Origin of the sequence: Flavobacterium sp. CG_23.5, from assembly GCF_017875765.1 — a bacterium.
Classification (GTDB): Bacteria; Bacteroidota; Bacteroidia; order Flavobacteriales; family Flavobacteriaceae; genus Flavobacterium.
Genome location: NZ_JAGGNA010000001.1, coordinates 371,341 through 390,000 on the forward strand (window position 1 = coordinate 371,341; position 18,660 = coordinate 390,000).

Annotated in this window: 10 protein-coding genes, 1 rRNA gene and 1 pseudogene; 4 read left to right on the top strand and 8 right to left on the bottom strand. The window is 34.2% G+C overall.

The window, feature by feature from the left end; translation table 11 throughout:
- Window position 1: 1 nt before the first annotated feature.
- On the top strand, window positions 2-2,026 hold the full coding sequence (locus H4V97_RS01535; RefSeq protein ID WP_196849519.1) for a beta-N-acetylhexosaminidase: 2,025 nt from the start codon (window positions 2-4) through the stop codon (window positions 2,024-2,026).
- Between the two features lie 23 nt (window positions 2,027-2,049).
- Here the strand turns inward: H4V97_RS01535 and H4V97_RS01540 are convergent, their stop codons facing one another.
- Window positions 2,050-2,982 (bottom strand): WG repeat-containing protein, encoded by a 933-nt coding sequence (locus H4V97_RS01540; protein WP_196849518.1) that lies wholly within the window; start codon window positions 2,980-2,982, stop codon window positions 2,050-2,052.
- 259 nt (window positions 2,983-3,241) lie between these two features.
- Between H4V97_RS01540 and H4V97_RS01545 the strand changes: the two genes are divergently transcribed.
- Window positions 3,242-4,861 (top strand): ABC-F family ATP-binding cassette domain-containing protein, encoded by a 1,620-nt coding sequence (locus H4V97_RS01545; protein WP_196849517.1) that lies wholly within the window; start codon window positions 3,242-3,244, stop codon window positions 4,859-4,861.
- 304 nt (window positions 4,862-5,165) lie between these two features.
- Here the strand turns inward: H4V97_RS01545 and H4V97_RS01550 are convergent.
- The 7 genes and pseudogenes from H4V97_RS01550 to H4V97_RS01580 all read right to left on the bottom strand — a co-directional run bounded on the left by H4V97_RS01550 (window position 5,166) and on the right by H4V97_RS01580 (window position 15,169).
- Window positions 5,166-5,627 (bottom strand): annotated as a pseudogene (locus H4V97_RS01550) (DUF1801 domain-containing protein).
- Window positions 5,628-5,803: 176 nt separating this feature from the next.
- Window positions 5,804-7,237 (bottom strand): TolC family protein, encoded by a 1,434-nt coding sequence (locus H4V97_RS01555; RefSeq protein WP_196849516.1) that lies wholly within the window; start codon window positions 7,235-7,237, stop codon window positions 5,804-5,806.
- An 18-nt stretch (window positions 7,238-7,255) separates the two neighbouring features.
- The gene (locus H4V97_RS01560; RefSeq protein ID WP_196849515.1) at window positions 7,256-10,465 is read right to left on the bottom strand and encodes an efflux RND transporter permease subunit; all 3,210 of its coding nucleotides are present in this window, start codon (window positions 10,463-10,465) and stop codon (window positions 7,256-7,258) included.
- A gap of 31 nt (window positions 10,466-10,496) precedes the next feature.
- On the bottom strand, window positions 10,497-11,576 hold the full coding sequence (locus H4V97_RS01565; protein WP_209548733.1) for an efflux RND transporter periplasmic adaptor subunit: 1,080 nt from the start codon (window positions 11,574-11,576) through the stop codon (window positions 10,497-10,499).
- Between the two features lie 394 nt (window positions 11,577-11,970).
- Window positions 11,971-13,332: a sensor histidine kinase gene (locus H4V97_RS01570; RefSeq protein WP_209548734.1), complete on the bottom strand. Its 1,362-nt coding sequence runs from the start codon at window positions 13,330-13,332 to the stop codon at window positions 11,971-11,973.
- Window positions 13,329-14,009 (bottom strand): response regulator transcription factor, encoded by a 681-nt coding sequence (locus tag H4V97_RS01575; protein ID WP_209548735.1) that lies wholly within the window; start codon window positions 14,007-14,009, stop codon window positions 13,329-13,331. Before H4V97_RS01575 ends, H4V97_RS01570 begins: the two co-directional genes overlap by 4 nt.
- Before the next feature lie 68 nt (window positions 14,010-14,077).
- Complete coding sequence (locus H4V97_RS01580; RefSeq protein ID WP_209548736.1) at window positions 14,078-15,169, bottom strand: M42 family metallopeptidase; 1,092 nt, start codon at window positions 15,167-15,169, stop codon at window positions 14,078-14,080.
- Window positions 15,170-15,253: 84 nt separating this feature from the next.
- On the opposite strand from H4V97_RS01580, the gene H4V97_RS01585 reads away from it, so the two are divergent.
- Both H4V97_RS01585 and H4V97_RS01590 read left to right on the top strand, forming a co-directional pair.
- Window positions 15,254-15,928, top strand: coding sequence for a DUF4294 domain-containing protein (locus H4V97_RS01585; RefSeq protein WP_196849510.1), 675 nt, complete (start codon window positions 15,254-15,256; stop codon window positions 15,926-15,928).
- A gap of 1,011 nt (window positions 15,929-16,939) precedes the next feature.
- Window positions 16,940-18,453: ribosomal RNA gene (locus H4V97_RS01590) — 16S ribosomal RNA — on the top strand.
- Window positions 18,454-18,660 lie beyond the last annotated feature (207 nt).

Here is an 18,660-nt window from a genome sequence, read left to right on the forward strand (position 1 = left end):
CATGAAATATATTCAAATCCTATTATTGATTGCTTTTGTATCGAATGCGCAAATGAAAAAAGAACAGTTAGATTTAATGCCTTGGCCTCAAAATATAAATTTGACAGAAGGCACTTTTGCTTTAACTAAAAATTTTAAAGTAAATATTACGGGTAATCCAAATCCTCGAATTTTTCTAGGAACAACAAATTTTTTACGAAGATTAGATGCAAGGACAGGTTTATTTCTGGAACAGGCTTATGTAACCAAAAACAATGAAGTTCCTACGGCAGAATTACAAATAAATTGTATTCAAAATGGAAAAGTAGGATTAAATGAAGATGAAAGTTATAAAATTGACATTCAGTCTAATAAAATAATGATTACTGCCAATACTGATTTGGGAGCTTTACATGCTTTGGAGACGTTATTGCAAATGTTGCAAAATACCAGCACTTCTTATTATTTCCCAACCGCTACCATCACAGATTCGCCACGATTTATCTGGAGAGGATTGATGATTGATGCAGCTAGACATTTTCAACCAATAGACGTTATCAAAAGAAATCTTGACGCAATGGCTTCGGTAAAAATGAATGTTTTTCATTGGCATTTAGCAGACGATCAAGGTTGGAGAGTCGAAATTAAAAAGTACCCAAAACTAACTGAATTAGCTTCGGATGGATATTATTATACTCAAGAAGAAATTAAATCAATTGTAAAATATGCGGATCAAAGAGGAATTCTTGTTGTGCCGGAAATCGATGTACCAGGTCATGCCTCGGCATTGCTTAGTGTTTTTCCTGAAATTGGAAGTAAAACAAGTGATGAGATTACATACACAGTTGGAAGAAGGTCGGGGATTTACACGCCAACATTAGATCCGACAAACCCAAAAACATATCAAGTGTTAAGTGATATTTTTGACGAGGTTAGCCCGCTTTTCCCCGGGAGCTATTTTCACATTGGAGGTGATGAAAATCAAGGTAAAGAGTGGGATGCAAATCCTAAAATACAAGAATTTAAGAAGAAAAATAAATTGGCTACGAATCATGAATTGCAATCCTATTTCACGATGAAATTGATTCCCATGTTAAAAAAGCATCATAAAGAATTAATGGGATGGGAAGAGATCATGACAAAAGATATGTCAAAAGATGCGATAATTCATTCTTGGAAAGGAGTGAATGAAGGTGAATCTTCTGGCAGTTCATTGATTAATGCGGCAAAAAATGGTTTTAAGACCGTTTTATCAAATGGATTTTATATTGATTTGATGCTTAGTGTAGATAGTCACTATTTAAATGATCCAATTCCTAAAAATACAATTCTTACTCCAGAGGAAAAGGACAGGATATTAGGAGGAGAAGCAACTATGTGGAGTGAACTGGTAACTCCATTGAATATAGATTCCAGAATCTGGCCTAGGACTGCAGCTATAGCCGAAAGATTATGGAGTAATGAGAATATAAATGATTTGAGCAGTTTACATAAAAGATTGAAAAACATATCCTTCAGATTGGAAGAACTTGGAATCATGCATTTGAAAAGTAAAGATGCAATTTTAAGAAACATTTGTAATAATCAAGAAACAAAGTCATTGGAAGATTTTTCTAATGTTTGTGAACCATTGAAGGTTTATAAGCGAAATGGAGGAGGAAAAAAATACTTTATGTTTTCTCCATTAACTTTATTTGCTGATGCCTGTACGGCAGATGCTTCGGATGCGTATGATTTTAATATAGCGGTCAACAACTATTTAGAAAATAAAAATACAGAAAATCAAACTTTAGTAACTAACTTTCTTAAAAAATGGATTACTATGAATTCAGATTTAATTAAATTAAGTGCAAATGCTCCATTGATTCAACCAATTTTACCTTTGTCTAAAAACCTAAGTGATATATCTGAACAACTTTTATCAGTTTTAGAAAACAAAAAAACAGTCAATCCTGATATACTGAATGGCTTATTAGAACAATTTACTTCTAGGAGCCCTGCCGATGTTGAAGTGGCAGTTTATGCAAGTTTAAAAAAGCTAAAGTAATAATACGGAGGTTGTAGGTAGTACTATTTATTAAGATTTTTTTTAATCCATTTATCTACTGGAATTTTTCTTTCAACATATTCTGAATACTCTTTGTAATTAACTAAATCAATGTATAAAACATAAAATTTTTTCCCATCTGCAGAAACTTTAAAATTTTTGAAATCATCATAATTTTCATCAGCTGCATTTATGTAAAAATCACATAATTCAAAAGTCTTTATTTTATAAAAAGATTCAAATTCGGAAGGACGCCCAACAATTTCAAAATATAGAATGTTTTCGCTACAATTAATGCCGTTAATTTGGGCTATTTTGTCTTTTCGATTTTCGAAAAAATCAAGAATATGCTTTTCTTTTTCATCATATTCAAATTGATAAGGAATGAACCTGTGGTCTTTTGTTTCAAAATCTTTTGGATGATTTCTTTCAGAAGATGGTGTTATTTCAACTCCATTTTTATTTACAAAGCCCCAAATTCCACCTATCAATGGAGAATGTTCTTCGTCTTCGGTGGTATCAAAATAACAGCCATTACAAAATGAGGCAAAACCAAATTTTATAGGAGATACCCAGTCGTATTTAGCAGTTGTTATTTTTTGGCCTTTATCGCTGATTAACCCACTTTTATTATTTTCACTGTAACGTATATAACCCTCCTGAAAGGTATCAGGTCCTTCAGAAGTCATAAAAGTTTTAAATATTAATTTACCGTTTCTGTCATAATAACAATAAGGTTTGTCTTTAAAATCTAAGTTAAAGAGTGCTGATTTTATTTCGCGGTTATTGTAGTAGGATGGCGAATTCCAAGTTGGTTTTGGGTATATAATTATTTTACGATTTTGATTTCTAACTCCTATTAAACTATCCTTTTCTACATAAAAAAATAATTTTTCCGATTGTGAAAAAGTTAGATGAGAAATAAAAAGCAATAAGAAAGTACATTTTTTATTCATATTAAATCAATTGAGTTATTTGGTTCAATCTGTTGATGTTTTTCTATTTGTTAGCGTTAAAAAAATAGTTTTTTATAAGATATAATTTATTTAAAGATATTAAAATTGGAGTAACTATTATTAAACTAAAAAAACAAAATCAACTTTTTAAAAATTTAAGTTGAATATAAAAAGAAAATGCAAGTATAACTACATTGCTATTTAGTTTACATCTGTGTATTTTTTTGTACTTTTGCAAAAATTTCTATAAAAAATATTTATGTTAACAGTTAATAATTTATCAGTTCAGTTTGGCAAACGAATTTTGTTTGATGAAGTAAATACTACCTTCACACACGGTAATATATACGGAGTTATCGGAGCCAACGGTGCTGGAAAATCTACTTTTCTTAAAATAATTGCAGGTGAAATGGATCCTACATCGGGACATATTCATTTGGAACCAGGAAAACGTATGTCGGTTTTGAATCAAAACCACAATATGTTTGACGAAAGCACAGTTCTTGAGACCGTAATGATGGGAAATAAAACATTGTATGCCATCAAAAAAGAAATGGATGCTTTGTATTTAGATTACAATGATAAAAATGCAGATAGAATAGGGGAGTTGCAAGTTCAATTTGAAGAAATGAACGGTTGGAATGCTGACTCAGATGCCGCATCGATGTTGTCAAATCTTGGAATTTCAGAAGAACATCATTATACTTTAATGGGAGATCTTGAGGGTAAAATAAAAGTTCGTGTCCTTTTGGCACAAGCACTTTTTGGGAATCCAGATTTACTTATTATGGATGAGCCTACCAATGATTTGGATTTTGAAACCATCGCATGGTTGGAGAATTTCTTGGCAAACTATGAAAATACAGTAATTGTAGTTTCTCACGATAGACACTTTTTAGATTCAGTTTGTACCCATATTTCGGATATTGATTTTAGTAAAATAAACCATTATTCAGGTAATTACACTTTTTGGTATGAATCAAGCCAATTAGCAGCAAAACAACGCGCACAACAAAACAAAAAAGCCGAAGAAAAGAAACAGGAATTAGAAGAATTTATACGTCGTTTTAGTGCGAATGTGGCCAAATCAAAACAAGCTACTTCTCGTAAAAAAATGATTAGCAAGTTGAATATTTCTGATATAAAACCATCAAGCCGTCGTTATCCAGCGATTATCTTTGATCAAGAGCGTGAAGCAGGAGATCAAATTTTGAATGTACAAAATCTAAGTGCTTCAATAGATGGGGATATTTTGTTTAAAGGGGTTGATTTGAATATGGCCAAAGGCGACAAAATTGTCCTTTTCTCAAAAGATTCGCGTGCAACAACTGCTTTCTACGAAATTTTAAATGGCAATCAAAAAGCGGATTCAGGTACTTTTGATTGGGGAGTTACTACAAACCAAGCGTATTTACCAGTAGAAAATCATTCTTTTTTTGAGAGCGATTATTCTCTTGTGGATTGGTTGCGTCAATGGGTAAAAACGGAGGAAGAACGTGACGAGGTTAATATTCGTAGTTTCCTTGGTAAAATGATTTTCTCAGGTGAGGAAGCTTTGAAAACATGTCGAGTTTTATCTGGAGGAGAAAAGGTACGTTGTATGTTGTCAAGAATGATGATGGAACGAGCCAATGTTTTGATGCTTAATGAACCAACAAATCACTTGGATTTAGAGTCTATCACTGCGTTCAATAATTCCTTGAAAAACTTCAAAGGATCTGTGATTTTTACCACTCATGATCATGAATTCTCTCAAACGGTTGCTAATCGTGTTATTGAATTAACGCCAAATGGAGCAATTGATAGATATATGACTTTTGATGATTATCTTGATGATGAAAAAGTTCAAGAATTAAGAACGAAGATGTACACTGTTTAAAAAGTAAAAAAGTATATAAAAAATAAAAACTCTCGCAATTGCGGGAGTTTTTTGATTTAGTTAAATTGCTAAATACAATCAAATTGTAATTAATTTCAAATTATTTCTTATCGAAAACTTTCCTTATGATTAGTATATTTATGGCTATTATTGCTACCACGATAAATATACCAACACCAACAACAGCTTTAAATATACCTTCGATTACGGAACAACCCGTAAATGATATTAAAACTAAAAAATAATAGTAATAATTCTCTTAATTTTTTAAGTACGTGAATGGTTTTAAAATGATGGTTAACTATTATTTAGATTTTTTAAAGTGGGATTCGTAATAATATATCCAACCTTCAACTGTTATTTTTTGCATGAGTTCTCCAATTAATTCAAATGGTATTTGGTCCATTTTTTTAAACCGAATGCAGCCTTTACCCATGTCTAATTTTTGTTTACTATGTTTTGGATATTCAGCAACAAACCATTCTCATAGTTTTGGATTTCCGTAAATTCCCATGTGATAAATGGCAATATAATTTTTCTGAGAAGCAATGTTAACAAATGGCAATGGTAATTTTGGATTGCAATGATAGCCATCGGGGTAAGTGGTTTGAGGAACTACATATCCAATCATTCCGTAACTCATTTGTTCAACAAAACCTTTCGGAATATTTTCTTGTATAGTTGCTCTAATTTTGGTAAAAACTTCCTGTCTTTCCAATGGAATCTCTTTTAAATAGGCTTCAATATTTTTTACCTTCGATTGCATTTTAGATCGTTTGTTGTAAAATTAGTAAAAAAAGATTCCTAATTATATTATCGAGTGTATGAAATATAAAAAATCAAAAAGGCACCATTAAATAAATAAGGATGCCTTTTTTCTAACCTAACAATTAACAATTTTTTTTAGTCTGTTGAAAAGCCTTTTTTTCTCTCTAAAAACGATTAATTCCATTCGCCGCCTAATGCTCGATAAACATTTATTACCGATTTAAATTGTCGTTCTTTAGCTTCTATTAATTCTAATTTCGAAGAAAGAGCGTCTCGTTGTGTCATTAAAACTTCAAAATAATCTACTTTGGATGACCTAAATAGGTCATTAGAAATCGCGATAGAACTATTTAATGCTTGAACTTCTTTGTTTTTTAAATTGTACAATTGCTCTAAGTTTTTAATATTAGATAATTCATTAGACACTTCAATATAGCCATTCAAAATTGTTTTTTGATAGTTGTACATTGCTTGTATCTGATACGCTTTAGCTTTATTAAATTCGGCTTTTATACCATTTCTATTTATTAATGGAGCTGTTAATTCTCCAAGTAACGAATACGCAATTGATTCAGGAGCTGTAAAAAGAAATGACGGTTTAAATGCTTGAAATCCCAGCCCACCTGAAATATTAAACGAGGGGTAAAATTCGGCTTGAGCCACTTTTACATCACATTTAGATGCGAATAACTCTAATTCAGCTTGTTTAATATCAGGACGATTTGCTAACAATTGAGATGGAATTCCAGATTTTATTTGCTGTGGAACCTGACTTTCAAAAATAGTTTTATCTCTAACAATTACTTGTGGATAACGTCCTAAAAGAAAATTGATTTTATTTTCGGTTTCTTTTATTTGTTGTTGGATATCAAATTCTAAAGATTCTGAATTCAATACTTCAGCTTCATATTTTTTTACAGCTAATTCACTTACTCTAGCCGCTTCTTTTTGAACTTTTACAATCCCTAAAGCATTTTTCTGTAACTGAATGGTCTCTTTTATAACATCCAATTGATTGTCTAATGAAAGTAACTCATAATAAGAATTCGAAATTTCGGCAATCAAGTTGGTAACTACAAAGTTTTTGCCTTCGATAGTCGATAAGTATCTTGAAACTGCTGCTTTTTTTGAGTTTCTAAGCTTTTTCCATATATCAACTTCCCAACTGGCATGTATGCCAATGGAAAAATCATTTAAATGTTCCGGCACGATTTGGCCTGAAGTAATTTCAGCCGAAGCATCTCCTGCACCTTGGCTGGTATAGCGCCCCACTTTTTCAGTACCAACAGCTATACCACCGGTAACACTAGGAAATAACAGCCCTTTTTTTGCACGAACATTATTACTTGCAATTGCTATGTCTTGCAAAGTCATTTGTAAGTCGATGTTTTTCGTTAGAGCGGTATCGATTAAACTTTGTAAATTTTTATCAGGAAAAAACGCTTTCCATTTTATAGCTCCTGAGTTAATGGTGTCTTTAGAATCCATGTACGCCAGCGGTATTTGCGGTGTTTCGATATAGTGAACTGGAGCAAGCATTTTACAACTTGCAAAAGTTCCCAATAATATTATGAAACCTATTTTCTTACTTTTTTTTAATTCCTTCATTTTATTCGATTTCTTCGTTTAAAGCTTGTTCTTCTTATTCTTTTTTTTCGAAAATATGCCTTTCAGTGATTTTCTAAAAATTTCTGTTAACGTTTCTTCTTCTTCATTTTCTATGAGAATATGTTTTTCAGAAATTTTCGCAAAAATGTAATACAATCCAGGGATAATTATTACACCGAATATCGTTCCAAATAACATTCCTCCTGCAGCCGCTGCTCCAATAGTTCGATTACCTACTGCTCCAGGACCAGATGCAAAAACTAACGGAATCAATCCAGCAATAAAAGCAAAAGAGGTCATTAAAATTGGACGAAGACGTGCTGTCGCTCCTTCAATCGCAGCCTGCATAGCGGTCCTCCCTGCGGCATGCCGTTGTACTGCGAACTCTACAATTAATACGGCATTTTTCCCCAAAATACCAATCAACATCACCATCGCAATTTGTGCATAGATGTTATTTTCTAAGCCCAATACTTTAAGTAGAAAGAAGGCTCCGAAAATCCCAACAGGTAACGAAAGCAGTATCGGCAACGGTAGCATGAAGCTTTCGTATTGCGCTGATAGCACCAAATAGACAAATATGAGTGAAATTAAAAATATATAAAGCGCTTGATTTCCTTGTCGAGATTCATCTATTGAAATACCTGCCCATTCTACTCCAAATCCTTTAGGTAGTGTTTTGGCTGCAACTTCTTCAACCGTTTTAAGTGCGGTTCCACTACTATATCCAGCTGCCGGACCACCACTTATTTCGGATGCGTTATATAGATTGTGTCTGGTGATTTCAGATAGACCAAAAACTTTTTCAATACTCATGAATGCTCCATAAGGTACCATTTCACCTTGATCATTTTTGGTGTAAAGCTTTAAAATATCATCTGGCATTGCTCTGTATTGTGGCAAAGCTTGTACCATCACTTTATATTGTCTGTCGTATTTAATAAAATTGATTTCGTAATTACTTCCAATAAGAGTGGAAAGATTATCCATTGCATCTGCTATAGAAACTCCTTTTTGTTTTGCTTTATCATTATCAACTTTCAACATATATTGAGGGAAACTGGCACTATAAAAACTAAAAACAGAAGAAAGTTCAGGTCTTTTAGTTAGTTCTTTTACAAAGTTCCTAGTGACCGTTTCCATTTTTTTATAGTCTCCACTACCAGCTTTATCTAAAACGCGTAGTTCAAATCCACCAGCAGCACCATAACCAGGAACAGCAGGAGGAGGAAAAAACTCAATAGTTGCGCCTTTTATATTTTTGGCTTTTTCTTCCAATTCATCCATTATCTGTTGAGAAGTCTGTTTTCTTTCATCCCAACTCTTAAGATTCACAAGACAACTTCCCGTATTAGAACCTGTACCTTCAGACAATATTTCATAACCTGACATGGAAGAAATCGATTTTATTCCTTCCATTCCAGAAGCAATTTTTTGCAATTGGTCGGCAACTTGATCCGTTCTTTCAAGTGTTGAACCTGGAGGTGTTTGAATAACAGCATAAAAAAGTCCTTGATCCTCATTAGGTATAAATCCAGAAGGCACACTAGAACTTAATGACCAAGTTCCTAAGCAAAACGCTAAAAGGACCAACATTGTTACCACTCTTCTGTTTACAATAAGACTAACCAGTTTTTGGTATCTTCCTTGCAAACCATTAAACCAGTTATTAAATTTTGCCAATAATCGATTCAATATATTGTCTTTCTTAGGAACTCCATGTGTGTTTTTCAACATCATAGCACATAAAGCAGGTGTAAAAGTAAGTGCAACAATACCAGACAGAATAATTGCCGTAGCCATGGTTACCGAAAACTGTCTGTAAAAAATTCCAACAGGACCCGACATAAACGAAACTGGAATGAACACTGCGGCCATAACTAAGGTAATCGCAATAATTGCTCCTCCAATATCTTTCATGGCTAGTTTAGTAGCTTCAAGTGCATTTACATGGAACTCCTCCATTTTTGCGTGAACGGCCTCGACGACGACTATCGCATCATCTACCACAATACCAATTGCCAATACTAATGCGAATAGCGTAATTAAGTTAAGCGTAATTCCAAATAACTGCATGAAAAAGAAGGTTCCAATTAAGGATACTGGAACAGCAATAGCAGGAATTAAAGTAGAACGCCAATCGCCCAAGAAAATAAATACCACTAAGGAAACCAACAAGAACGCTTCAATCAATGTGTGTATTACTTTTTCGATTGAAGCATCCAAAAATTTAGAAACGTCATATCCAATTTCGTAATCCATCCCTTTAGGAAATGAAGTTCCCTTTATTTCTTCTAATTTCTTTTTTACATTCTTAATAACCTCACTGGCATTACTTCCGTAAGATTGTTTGATTACAATTGCAGCAGATGGTTTTCCATTTAATTTTGAATATAAATTGTAGTAGGCATTTCCAAATTCAACATCGGCTACGTCCTTCAAACGAAGCAATTCTCCATTTGGGTTTGATTTAAGAACAATATTTTCATATTGCTCTTTTGTGGTATAGCGACCAGGATATTTTAAAACATATTCAAATGCTTGGGATTTCTTTCCTGAGCTTTCACCTAATCTTCCAGGTGATGCTTCAAAACTTTGATCATCCAATGCTTTCATTACTTCATCAGAAGAAATTTTGTAAGCAAACATTCTATCTGGTTTCAACCAAACTCTCATCGAATATTCTCTGTCTCCAAGAACATCTGCGTCTCCAACTCCTTGAACACGTTTTAACTCTGAGAGTAAATTGATATCGGCAAAATTATAAAGGAAATTCACATCCAAATTTGGATCTTTACTGTATATATTGATGTACAGCAACATATTAGATTCTTCGCGTGTAATTTTTACCCCTTCACGAACAACAATTGGAGGAAGCTTGTTCACAACGGCTGCAACACGATTCTGAACGTTAACCGCAGCAATATTTGGGTCCGTTCCCAATTCAAAAACCACCTGTATCGAAGCTTCTCCATCATTACCTGCATCAGAGGCAATGTATTTCATTCCTGGAATTCCATTTATTGCTCTTTCCAAAGGAATCACTACCGATTTAATCATCAATTCTCCATTTGCACCAGGATAATCGGCAGTAATATTTACTTTTGGAGGTGAGATAGAAGGAAACTGCGTAATGGGCAATTGTATTAAAGCTAAAATACCTAAAAATACAATTATAAGCGAAATAACAATAGACAGTACTGGTCTTTGTATAAATTTATTAAACATAATACTTGTTTTGAATGATTAAAAATCGCTATTATTTGATTAATTCTAAATGATTAAAAATCTGTTCAGAAGGGACCAACTTAGGTTTAATTTTCTCATTTTCTTTTACAGTTTGAATTCCATCCATAAGGATTTTATCATTTTTAGAAAGTCCAGATTGTATAATGTATATATTTGATAATCGCTGTTTTATAATAATATTTCTTGATTTGACATTATTGTTTTGATCAACAACGTAAACATATATTTTATCTTGAATTTCAAAAGTAGCTTTTTGAGGTATCATCAAAGCGTCATGAATTGGAACTACCAATTGTACTTTTCCTGTTTCACCATTTTTTAATAGTAATTCAGGATTTGGGAACTTTGCTCTAAAAGCAATGTTTCCTGTGTTGTTGTCAAATTCACTTTCAATAGTCTCAATTTGACCTTGATATTTATGTTTTTCACCATTGGAGAGTAACAAACCTGCTTTATTATTTATATCGTTTTTGGCTCTGGATTTATAATCTAAATACTCTACTTCCGACATATTAAAATAGGCGTAGATTTCTCTGTTATTTGAAATTTTGGTCAAAATAGTTCCTTCATCAATCAAACTCCCTTTTTTAAATTGAATTCTATCAATGGTTCCATCAAAAGGGGCTTTAATTTTTGTGAAAGATAAATGGGTTTCAGCAGTTGCTACATCAGCATTAGCTTCTTCTAATTTGGCTTTAGCCATTGCTAGTTCCGATTTAGAAACGATGTTTTTATCGGCTAAGGTTTTAGTGTTTTGATATTCAATCTGAACTATTTTAGCATCGGCTTTTGCTTTTGAATATTCTGCTTGATATAATTTTGGCATAATGCTAAACAACAATTGCCCCGCTTTTACTGATCTCCCTTCATCAACATATAAGTTTTCCAGATATCCTTTTTCTTGAGCTCTTATCTCTACATTTTGTAAAGATTGTATTTGTGCAATGTATTCTTTTGTAAATGTGGTGTCTTTTACAATTGGTTTTGTAACAGTAAATTCAGATATTTCTACAGCTTCTTTTTTGTCAGATTTACAGCTTGCTAAATTCATTACTGCACAGATGCTAACAAGGATTACAATTTTATTCATAGTTTTAAAATATTTTTTAATAAATGATTTTAGATTGAAATTATTAAGAATACAATCTGTTTAAACTATATTTAGAATGTTAAATCAAAGTCTAAATAGTGAGAAGGTGACTTTAAATTACGAGAGTGTTTTGTGAAGTAATAATTTGATTCTCAAATAGAATCAGTGATAATCCCAATATTTTTTCCATTGCATTTGTTTTTTATTGGATACAAAGATGCTATTCACAGGCTTTAAGAAGCCTTAAAATTGACCTTAAAAAGACCTTAAAAATGAAAGGAGTATAATGATAATAGGAGGTAAGCTCAGATTAAGATATATGCACAACAAAGTTTGATGGCACATTAAAGGAATGTAAATCCATCAATTTTGAATCGATACAAAAACTTACGATCTAGATATGAAATAGGAGTTGGAATAAATTAGTGTTTTTAGAAGGAACACTATAAACTATTTTTGCTTTATGAAGCGTAAGAATGCGTTGTACGATTCGCAAACCAAGACCAAATCCAGACCTTCCGTTTGAATTTTTTCCGCGCATAAAAGGCTGAAAGAGATTTTTTTGTTCTTTTTCATCCAATGTATTTCCAGTATTTGAAACGGAAATAATGAGGTTCTGTGCCACACAGCTAATTTTCACTTTTGCTTGTTTGTTATCGGAGTAAACAAAAGCATTTTTTAAAATATTGCTAAAAGCTATTTCCAATAATTTTTTGTTACCGCGAATTTCAAGTAACGAATCCAAGTTTTCGCTTTCTTCAATTTCAAAAAGAATGATAAAATCAGGAAATATCTTATTCAATTTTTCAATAGCCGTAAATAGGATTTCATCAAGTCGGTGGGTTTCTTTATTCTCGTATTTTTTGTTATCTAATTTAGATAAAATCAATAAAGAAGTAATCACTTCAGTCAGTTGATTAACATCATTCAGTATAATGTTTAAGAAGTTTTTCGAATTGGAGTCAATTTCATTTCCACCAATTTTATTTTCTATTTGCGAAGTGATCCTAGATAAAGGAGTTCGCAATTCATGCGAAGCATGGGCGGTAAATTCTTTTTGTTTTTGATAAGAGACTTCAATTCGGTCCATCATAAAATTGAATTCAGTGGCAATCAAATCGATTTCGTTTTTATTGCTTTTTGCCTCTACTCTGGTGTCCAGATTATTCTCATTTATTTTTTTAATTTTTTGATAAAATGAACTCAAAGGTTGCATCGTTCTTTTGACGGTGAAAGATGTCAAAACCCAACAAATAGCCGTAAAAAGTAAGTAGGATAGGATTAGAATATATTCGAGATACACTAACTTCCTCTTACCGTAACTATCATTTGCAGAAATTAAAACATAATAATCTTTGGCATTGGTATCAAAGAAAACACCAAATAATTCATTAGAGCCTTGTTTTTTGAAAAATGTTTTATTCTTTTTTAGAAATTTTAAATCGGTCACCGACCAGTTAATTTTAGTGCCATTAACACTACTGTATATTAATTTAAAGTTGGAATCAAATATCAGTTTCTTTTCGTTAGACAATTCATTGGTAGAATTTTTATCTATCAATCTCATTATTTTGTAATCGACGTCTTTAACATTTGCCAATAATTTGATGGTCGACAGCGCTTTTATTTCCAAGCGATCGTTAAATTCCTGTTTTCTAAAATTAGAATACAAGACAAAAATAAACGCAGAAGCCAAGCCAAATAAGACTGTAAAAAGCAAACTTACTAAAAGTGATATTCGATTTTTTAAAGTCATTCGGATTCTTTTAAATAATATCCGTACCCAATTTTTGTATGGATTAGTTTTACCGGATGGTCTTTGTCTATTTTTTTTCTTAAAAAATTAATGTAAACTTCTATTGTATTTTGGTTCGTTTCTATATGATAATCCCACAATTTTTCGGCTATAAACTGTTTTGAAAGTACATTTCCGTTTGCATTCGCTAAGGTCAATAACAATTTAAACTCTTTGGGTGTTAATTTTATTTCTACTTCAGACCGAAAAACTTTCATTTCAGTTTCAAAAATTTCTAAATCCTGAATGACAATTTTTTCCTTAGCTTGTTGAGGCGTTTCCTTTCTTCGCAAAAGCGAATTCACTCTGGCGAATAATTCTTCAAAATGAAAAGGTTTTACTAAATAATCATCGGCACCATTTTCGAAAGAAGTCAGTTTATCTTCAATTTCGCTGAAGGCGGTAAGCATTATGATAGGAGTTTTTTTGTCTAATTCTCGAATGGCTTTGCAAACTTCGATTCCGTTTTTGCCAGGAACATTAATATCAAGGATGATTAAATCGTATTCGTTAGGTTTGTATTTTTTGAGCAAAAACAAACCATCATAATAAGGAGTGCATGCGAAAGCTTTTGAAGCAAAAAAAGTCGCAATTTCTTTCGATAAAGTAAAATCGTCTTCGAGTAATAAAATTTTCATTGAAATTGTTTATTTGTTAATTTGGTTAATCGGTTAAACGAATAACCAAATTAACACTTAAACAGGTATTATTTGAAATAAGAAAAAGTTTCTTCGTTTTCTAACTTCAATAAAGTTTCATAAATAAGTTTAATCACATTTTCAACGTCATCGCGATGCACCATTTCAACTGTTGTATGCATATATCGCAGTGGCAAAGATATTAATGCTGATGCAACTCCGCCATTACTGTACGCAAAAGCATCTGTGTCAGTTCCCGTAACACGAGAAGAAGCCAATCGCTGGAATGGAATTTCTTTAGCCATGGCAGTTTCCAGAATTAATTCTCTCAAATTATTTTGAACAGCAGGCGCGTAAGTCACGACAGGACCTTTTCCTATTTTTGTATCTCCTTCAATTTTCTTGTCAATCATTGGAGTAGTCGAGTCATGGCATACATCCGTGACAATAGCAACATTTGGTTTAATTGTTTTGGTGATCATTTCGGCACCACGAAGACCAACTTCTTCCTGAACAGAATTGGTGATATACAATCCAAAAGGAAGTTTAATTTTGTTTTCATGCAGTAAACGAGCGACTTCGGCAATCATAAACCCACCCATACGGTTGTCGATAGCGCGACAAACAAATTTGTTTTCGTTCAAAATCATAAATTCATCAGGATAGGTAATCACGCAGCCCACATGAACACCCATTTTATCGACTTGTTCCTTAGTTTCACAGCCAATATCAATAAACAGGTTATCGACCTTTGCCACTTCCTCGTCTTTCTTTCTATTTCGAGTGTGAATAGCGGGCCAGCCAAAAACACCTTTTACAATTCCGTTTTTAGTGTGAATATTTACTCGTTTTGAAGGAGCAATTTGGTGATCAGAACCTCCGTTTCTAATGACGTAGATTAATCCATCATCGGTAATATAATTGACATACCAGGAAATTTCATCCGCATGACCTTCAATTACTACCTTATATGGAGCATAGGGATTTATAATTCCTACAGCAGTACCGTAAGTGTCCGTTATAAAAGTATCAACGTAAGGTTTCAAATAATCCATCCATAATTTTTGCCCATCACTTTCATAACCAGTAGGCGAAGCATTATTAAGATAGTTTTCTAAAAATTCAAGTGACGACTTTTTTAATATTGATTTAGAACTCATAAAATTATTTTTTTGCTAAATTATAAATTTGGCATTACAGTTGTGTATATATTGTATAATTTTGGCAATTAAATTTTCCTACTAATGAAGATGATTAAACTTTTCTTATTTTTTCTTTTTACTACAATATATGTCAATGCACAAGTTACCCAAAAAGATACGACCAAAATGGGCTATGTATTGACCGAAAGCGATACCATACTTAATGACACCATACAATTACCAGAATTAGTAGTCTTTAAAGAAAAACTCGATCCCGAAGCAAAAAAGCAATTTTTAATCCTTCAAAACCGAGTGTATAAAACGTATCCTTATGCAAAACTGGCATCCGAACGATTGACTATTCTTAATAAAGGAATGGCAGCACTTAAGACGAATAGGGAAAAAAAGAAATATTTCAAGATAGTAGAAGATTACCTTAGTAATGAATTTGAATCCAAACTCAAAAAGCTATCCCGTAAGCAAGGCCAAATACTCGTAAAGTTAATTCATCGCCAAACAGGGACAACTACTTACGATCTCGTTAAAAATCTCAAAAGCGGTTGGAAAGCTTTTTGGTCGAACACGGCAGCGAGTATGTTTGACATTAACTTGAAAACTAAATATGCTCCGTACGATGTTAACGAAGATTATTTAATCGAAACCATACTGGTAAGAGGGTTTGAATCTGGACGATTACAAAATCAAAATCCAGCAACTCCAGTAGATTATGATAACCTTACGGATTCGTGGTTGTCCAAAGTGCAAAAAACAAATTAAAACTTTCATTTGGGCGTTTCCCTTTATAAAAAAGAGGCTATTATCAATAAAGGTAATAGCCTCTTTTTTATAAACGGTCGGGCTATTCGCTACAAGTCCTCATAAAGTTGTGTTTCACTCCACTTTTCTGCGGGCTTTCCACTGCTATCCCTAACGCGGGCAACGAATCAGCGACTTTGTTATTTTTATATAGGAAAAATTTCTAACAGTTAGGTCCATTTCATTCCCTTTTCTTGTGGGTTTTACTTTCCTTTCTTAAACCAGTACAACATACCGCTGACTTTGTCACTTCGAAAAGAGAGACCTCATTGACTAGTATTCATTTGTTGCCTTATATATAGGAATGTAGTTTTACTACCTATATATAATGATATCGACGGTTTTTGATGGTAAAGTCAACCTTTTTCGTGGGTGATTCCCATCCCGACGATTCGGAATCGGAAGTAGATCAAAAAGAAATACTTTCAAAATTCACGTTTCCAGCGAGTTAAAGCTAAGGAGTAAAAAACATCAAAAAAAAGCATTAAAAAAGCTTGTTAAAGCGAATAAAGGTGGTACTTTTGCACCCGCAACAACGCAATCGTTCTTTAACAAACTGACAAGTATTCTGAATCGAAAACGAGAATTTATTTTCAAAAAAAAGATTCACAAAAGCTTGTGGGATTGGAAAACGGATGTTACATTTGCACCCCGCAAAACAAGCAAAGTTCCTTGACAAACTGATAAGAAAACGAGAAGAAATGGAGATAAAAAATTTCCAAAAAAAACTTCAAAAATTTCTTGCCAGTTAAAAAAAGAAGTTGCACTTTTGCACCCGCTTTGAGAGACTCTTTACGAAGAGTTAATCAGACGATAAAACAAAGAAGAACACGTTCCTAGACATATTGAATTGACAGCCGTCTCGTCCGAAAGGCGAGACAAATAATAAAGAGTAATAGAATCGAAAGATTTGAAAAAACCACTAGAACTTCAGTCAAATAACAATAGCTTAATTTATTAAGCAAACAATATACGATGAAGAGTTTGATCCTGGCTCAGGATGAACGCTAGCGGCAGGCTTAACACATGCAAGTCGAGGGGTATAGTTCTTCGGAATTAGAGACCGGCGCACGGGTGCGTAACGCGTATGCAATCTACCTTTCACAAAGGGATAGCCCAGAGAAATTTGGATTAATACCTTATAGTAATACGACTTGGCATCAAGATGTATTTAAAGATTTATCGGTGAAAGATGAGCATGCGTCCCATTAGCTAGTTGGTATGGTAACGGCATACCAAGGCAACGATGGGTAGGGGTCCTGAGAGGGAGATCCCCCACACTGGTACTGAGACACGGACCAGACTCCTACGGGAGGCAGCAGTGAGGAATATTGGACAATGGGCGCAAGCCTGATCCAGCCATGCCGCGTGCAGGATGACGGTCCTATGGATTGTAAACTGCTTTTGTACAGGAAGAAACCCTTTCACGTGTGGAAGATTGACGGTACTGTAAGAATAAGGATCGGCTAACTCCGTGCCAGCAGCCGCGGTAATACGGAGGATCCAAGCGTTATCCGGAATCATTGGGTTTAAAGGGTCCGTAGGCGGTCTAGTAAGTCAGTGGTGAAAGCCCATCGCTCAACGGTGGAACGGCCATTGATACTGCTAGACTTGAATTATTAGGAAGTAACTAGAATATGTAGTGTAGCGGTGAAATGCTTAGAGATTACATGGAATACCAATTGCGAAGGCAGGTTACTACTAATGGATTGACGCTGATGGACGAAAGCGTGGGTAGCGAACAGGATTAGATACCCTGGTAGTCCACGCCGTAAACGATGGATACTAGCTGTTGGGAGCAATCTCAGTGGCTAAGCGAAAGTGATAAGTATCCCACCTGGGGAGTACGTTCGCAAGAATGAAACTCAAAGGAATTGACGGGGGCCCGCACAAGCGGTGGAGCATGTGGTTTAATTCGATGATACGCGAGGAACCTTACCAAGGCTTAAATGTAGATTGACCGGTTTGGAAACAGACTTTTCGCAAGACAATTTACAAGGTGCTGCATGGTTGTCGTCAGCTCGTGCCGTGAGGTGTCAGGTTAAGTCCTATAACGAGCGCAACCCCTGTCGTTAGTTGCCAGCGAGTCATGTCGGGAACTCTAACGAGACTGCCAGTGCAAACTGAGAGGAAGGTGGGGATGACGTCAAATCATCACGGCCCTTACGCCTTGGGCTACACACGTGCTACAATGGCCGGTACAGAGAGCAGCCACTGGGCGACCAGGAGCGAATCTACAAAACCGGTCACAGTTCGGATCGGAGTCTGCAACTCGACTCCGTGAAGCTGGAATCGCTAGTAATCGGATATCAGCCATGATCCGGTGAATACGTTCCCGGGCCTTGTACACACCGCCCGTCAAGCCATGGAAGCTGGGGGTGCCTGAAGTCGGTGACCGCAAGGAGCTGCCTAGGGTAAAACTGGTAACTAGGGCTAAGTCGTAACAAGGTAGCCGTACCGGAAGGTGCGGCTGGAACACCTCCTTTCTAGAGCCTTAGTGTTAGTAGTAATACACGCTAGGGAAAGAAGACGAAAAGTCGAAGTGGAAACAAATAAAGACATTATATTACTCTTGCTGTTAGTTCAAATAATACAATTTAAGTTAAAGATAACGATTTAGGATTTAAGATTTAAGATTTGGGATTTAAGATGTGAAAACATCAAAAATCAGGAATCAACAATCAAAAATCAGA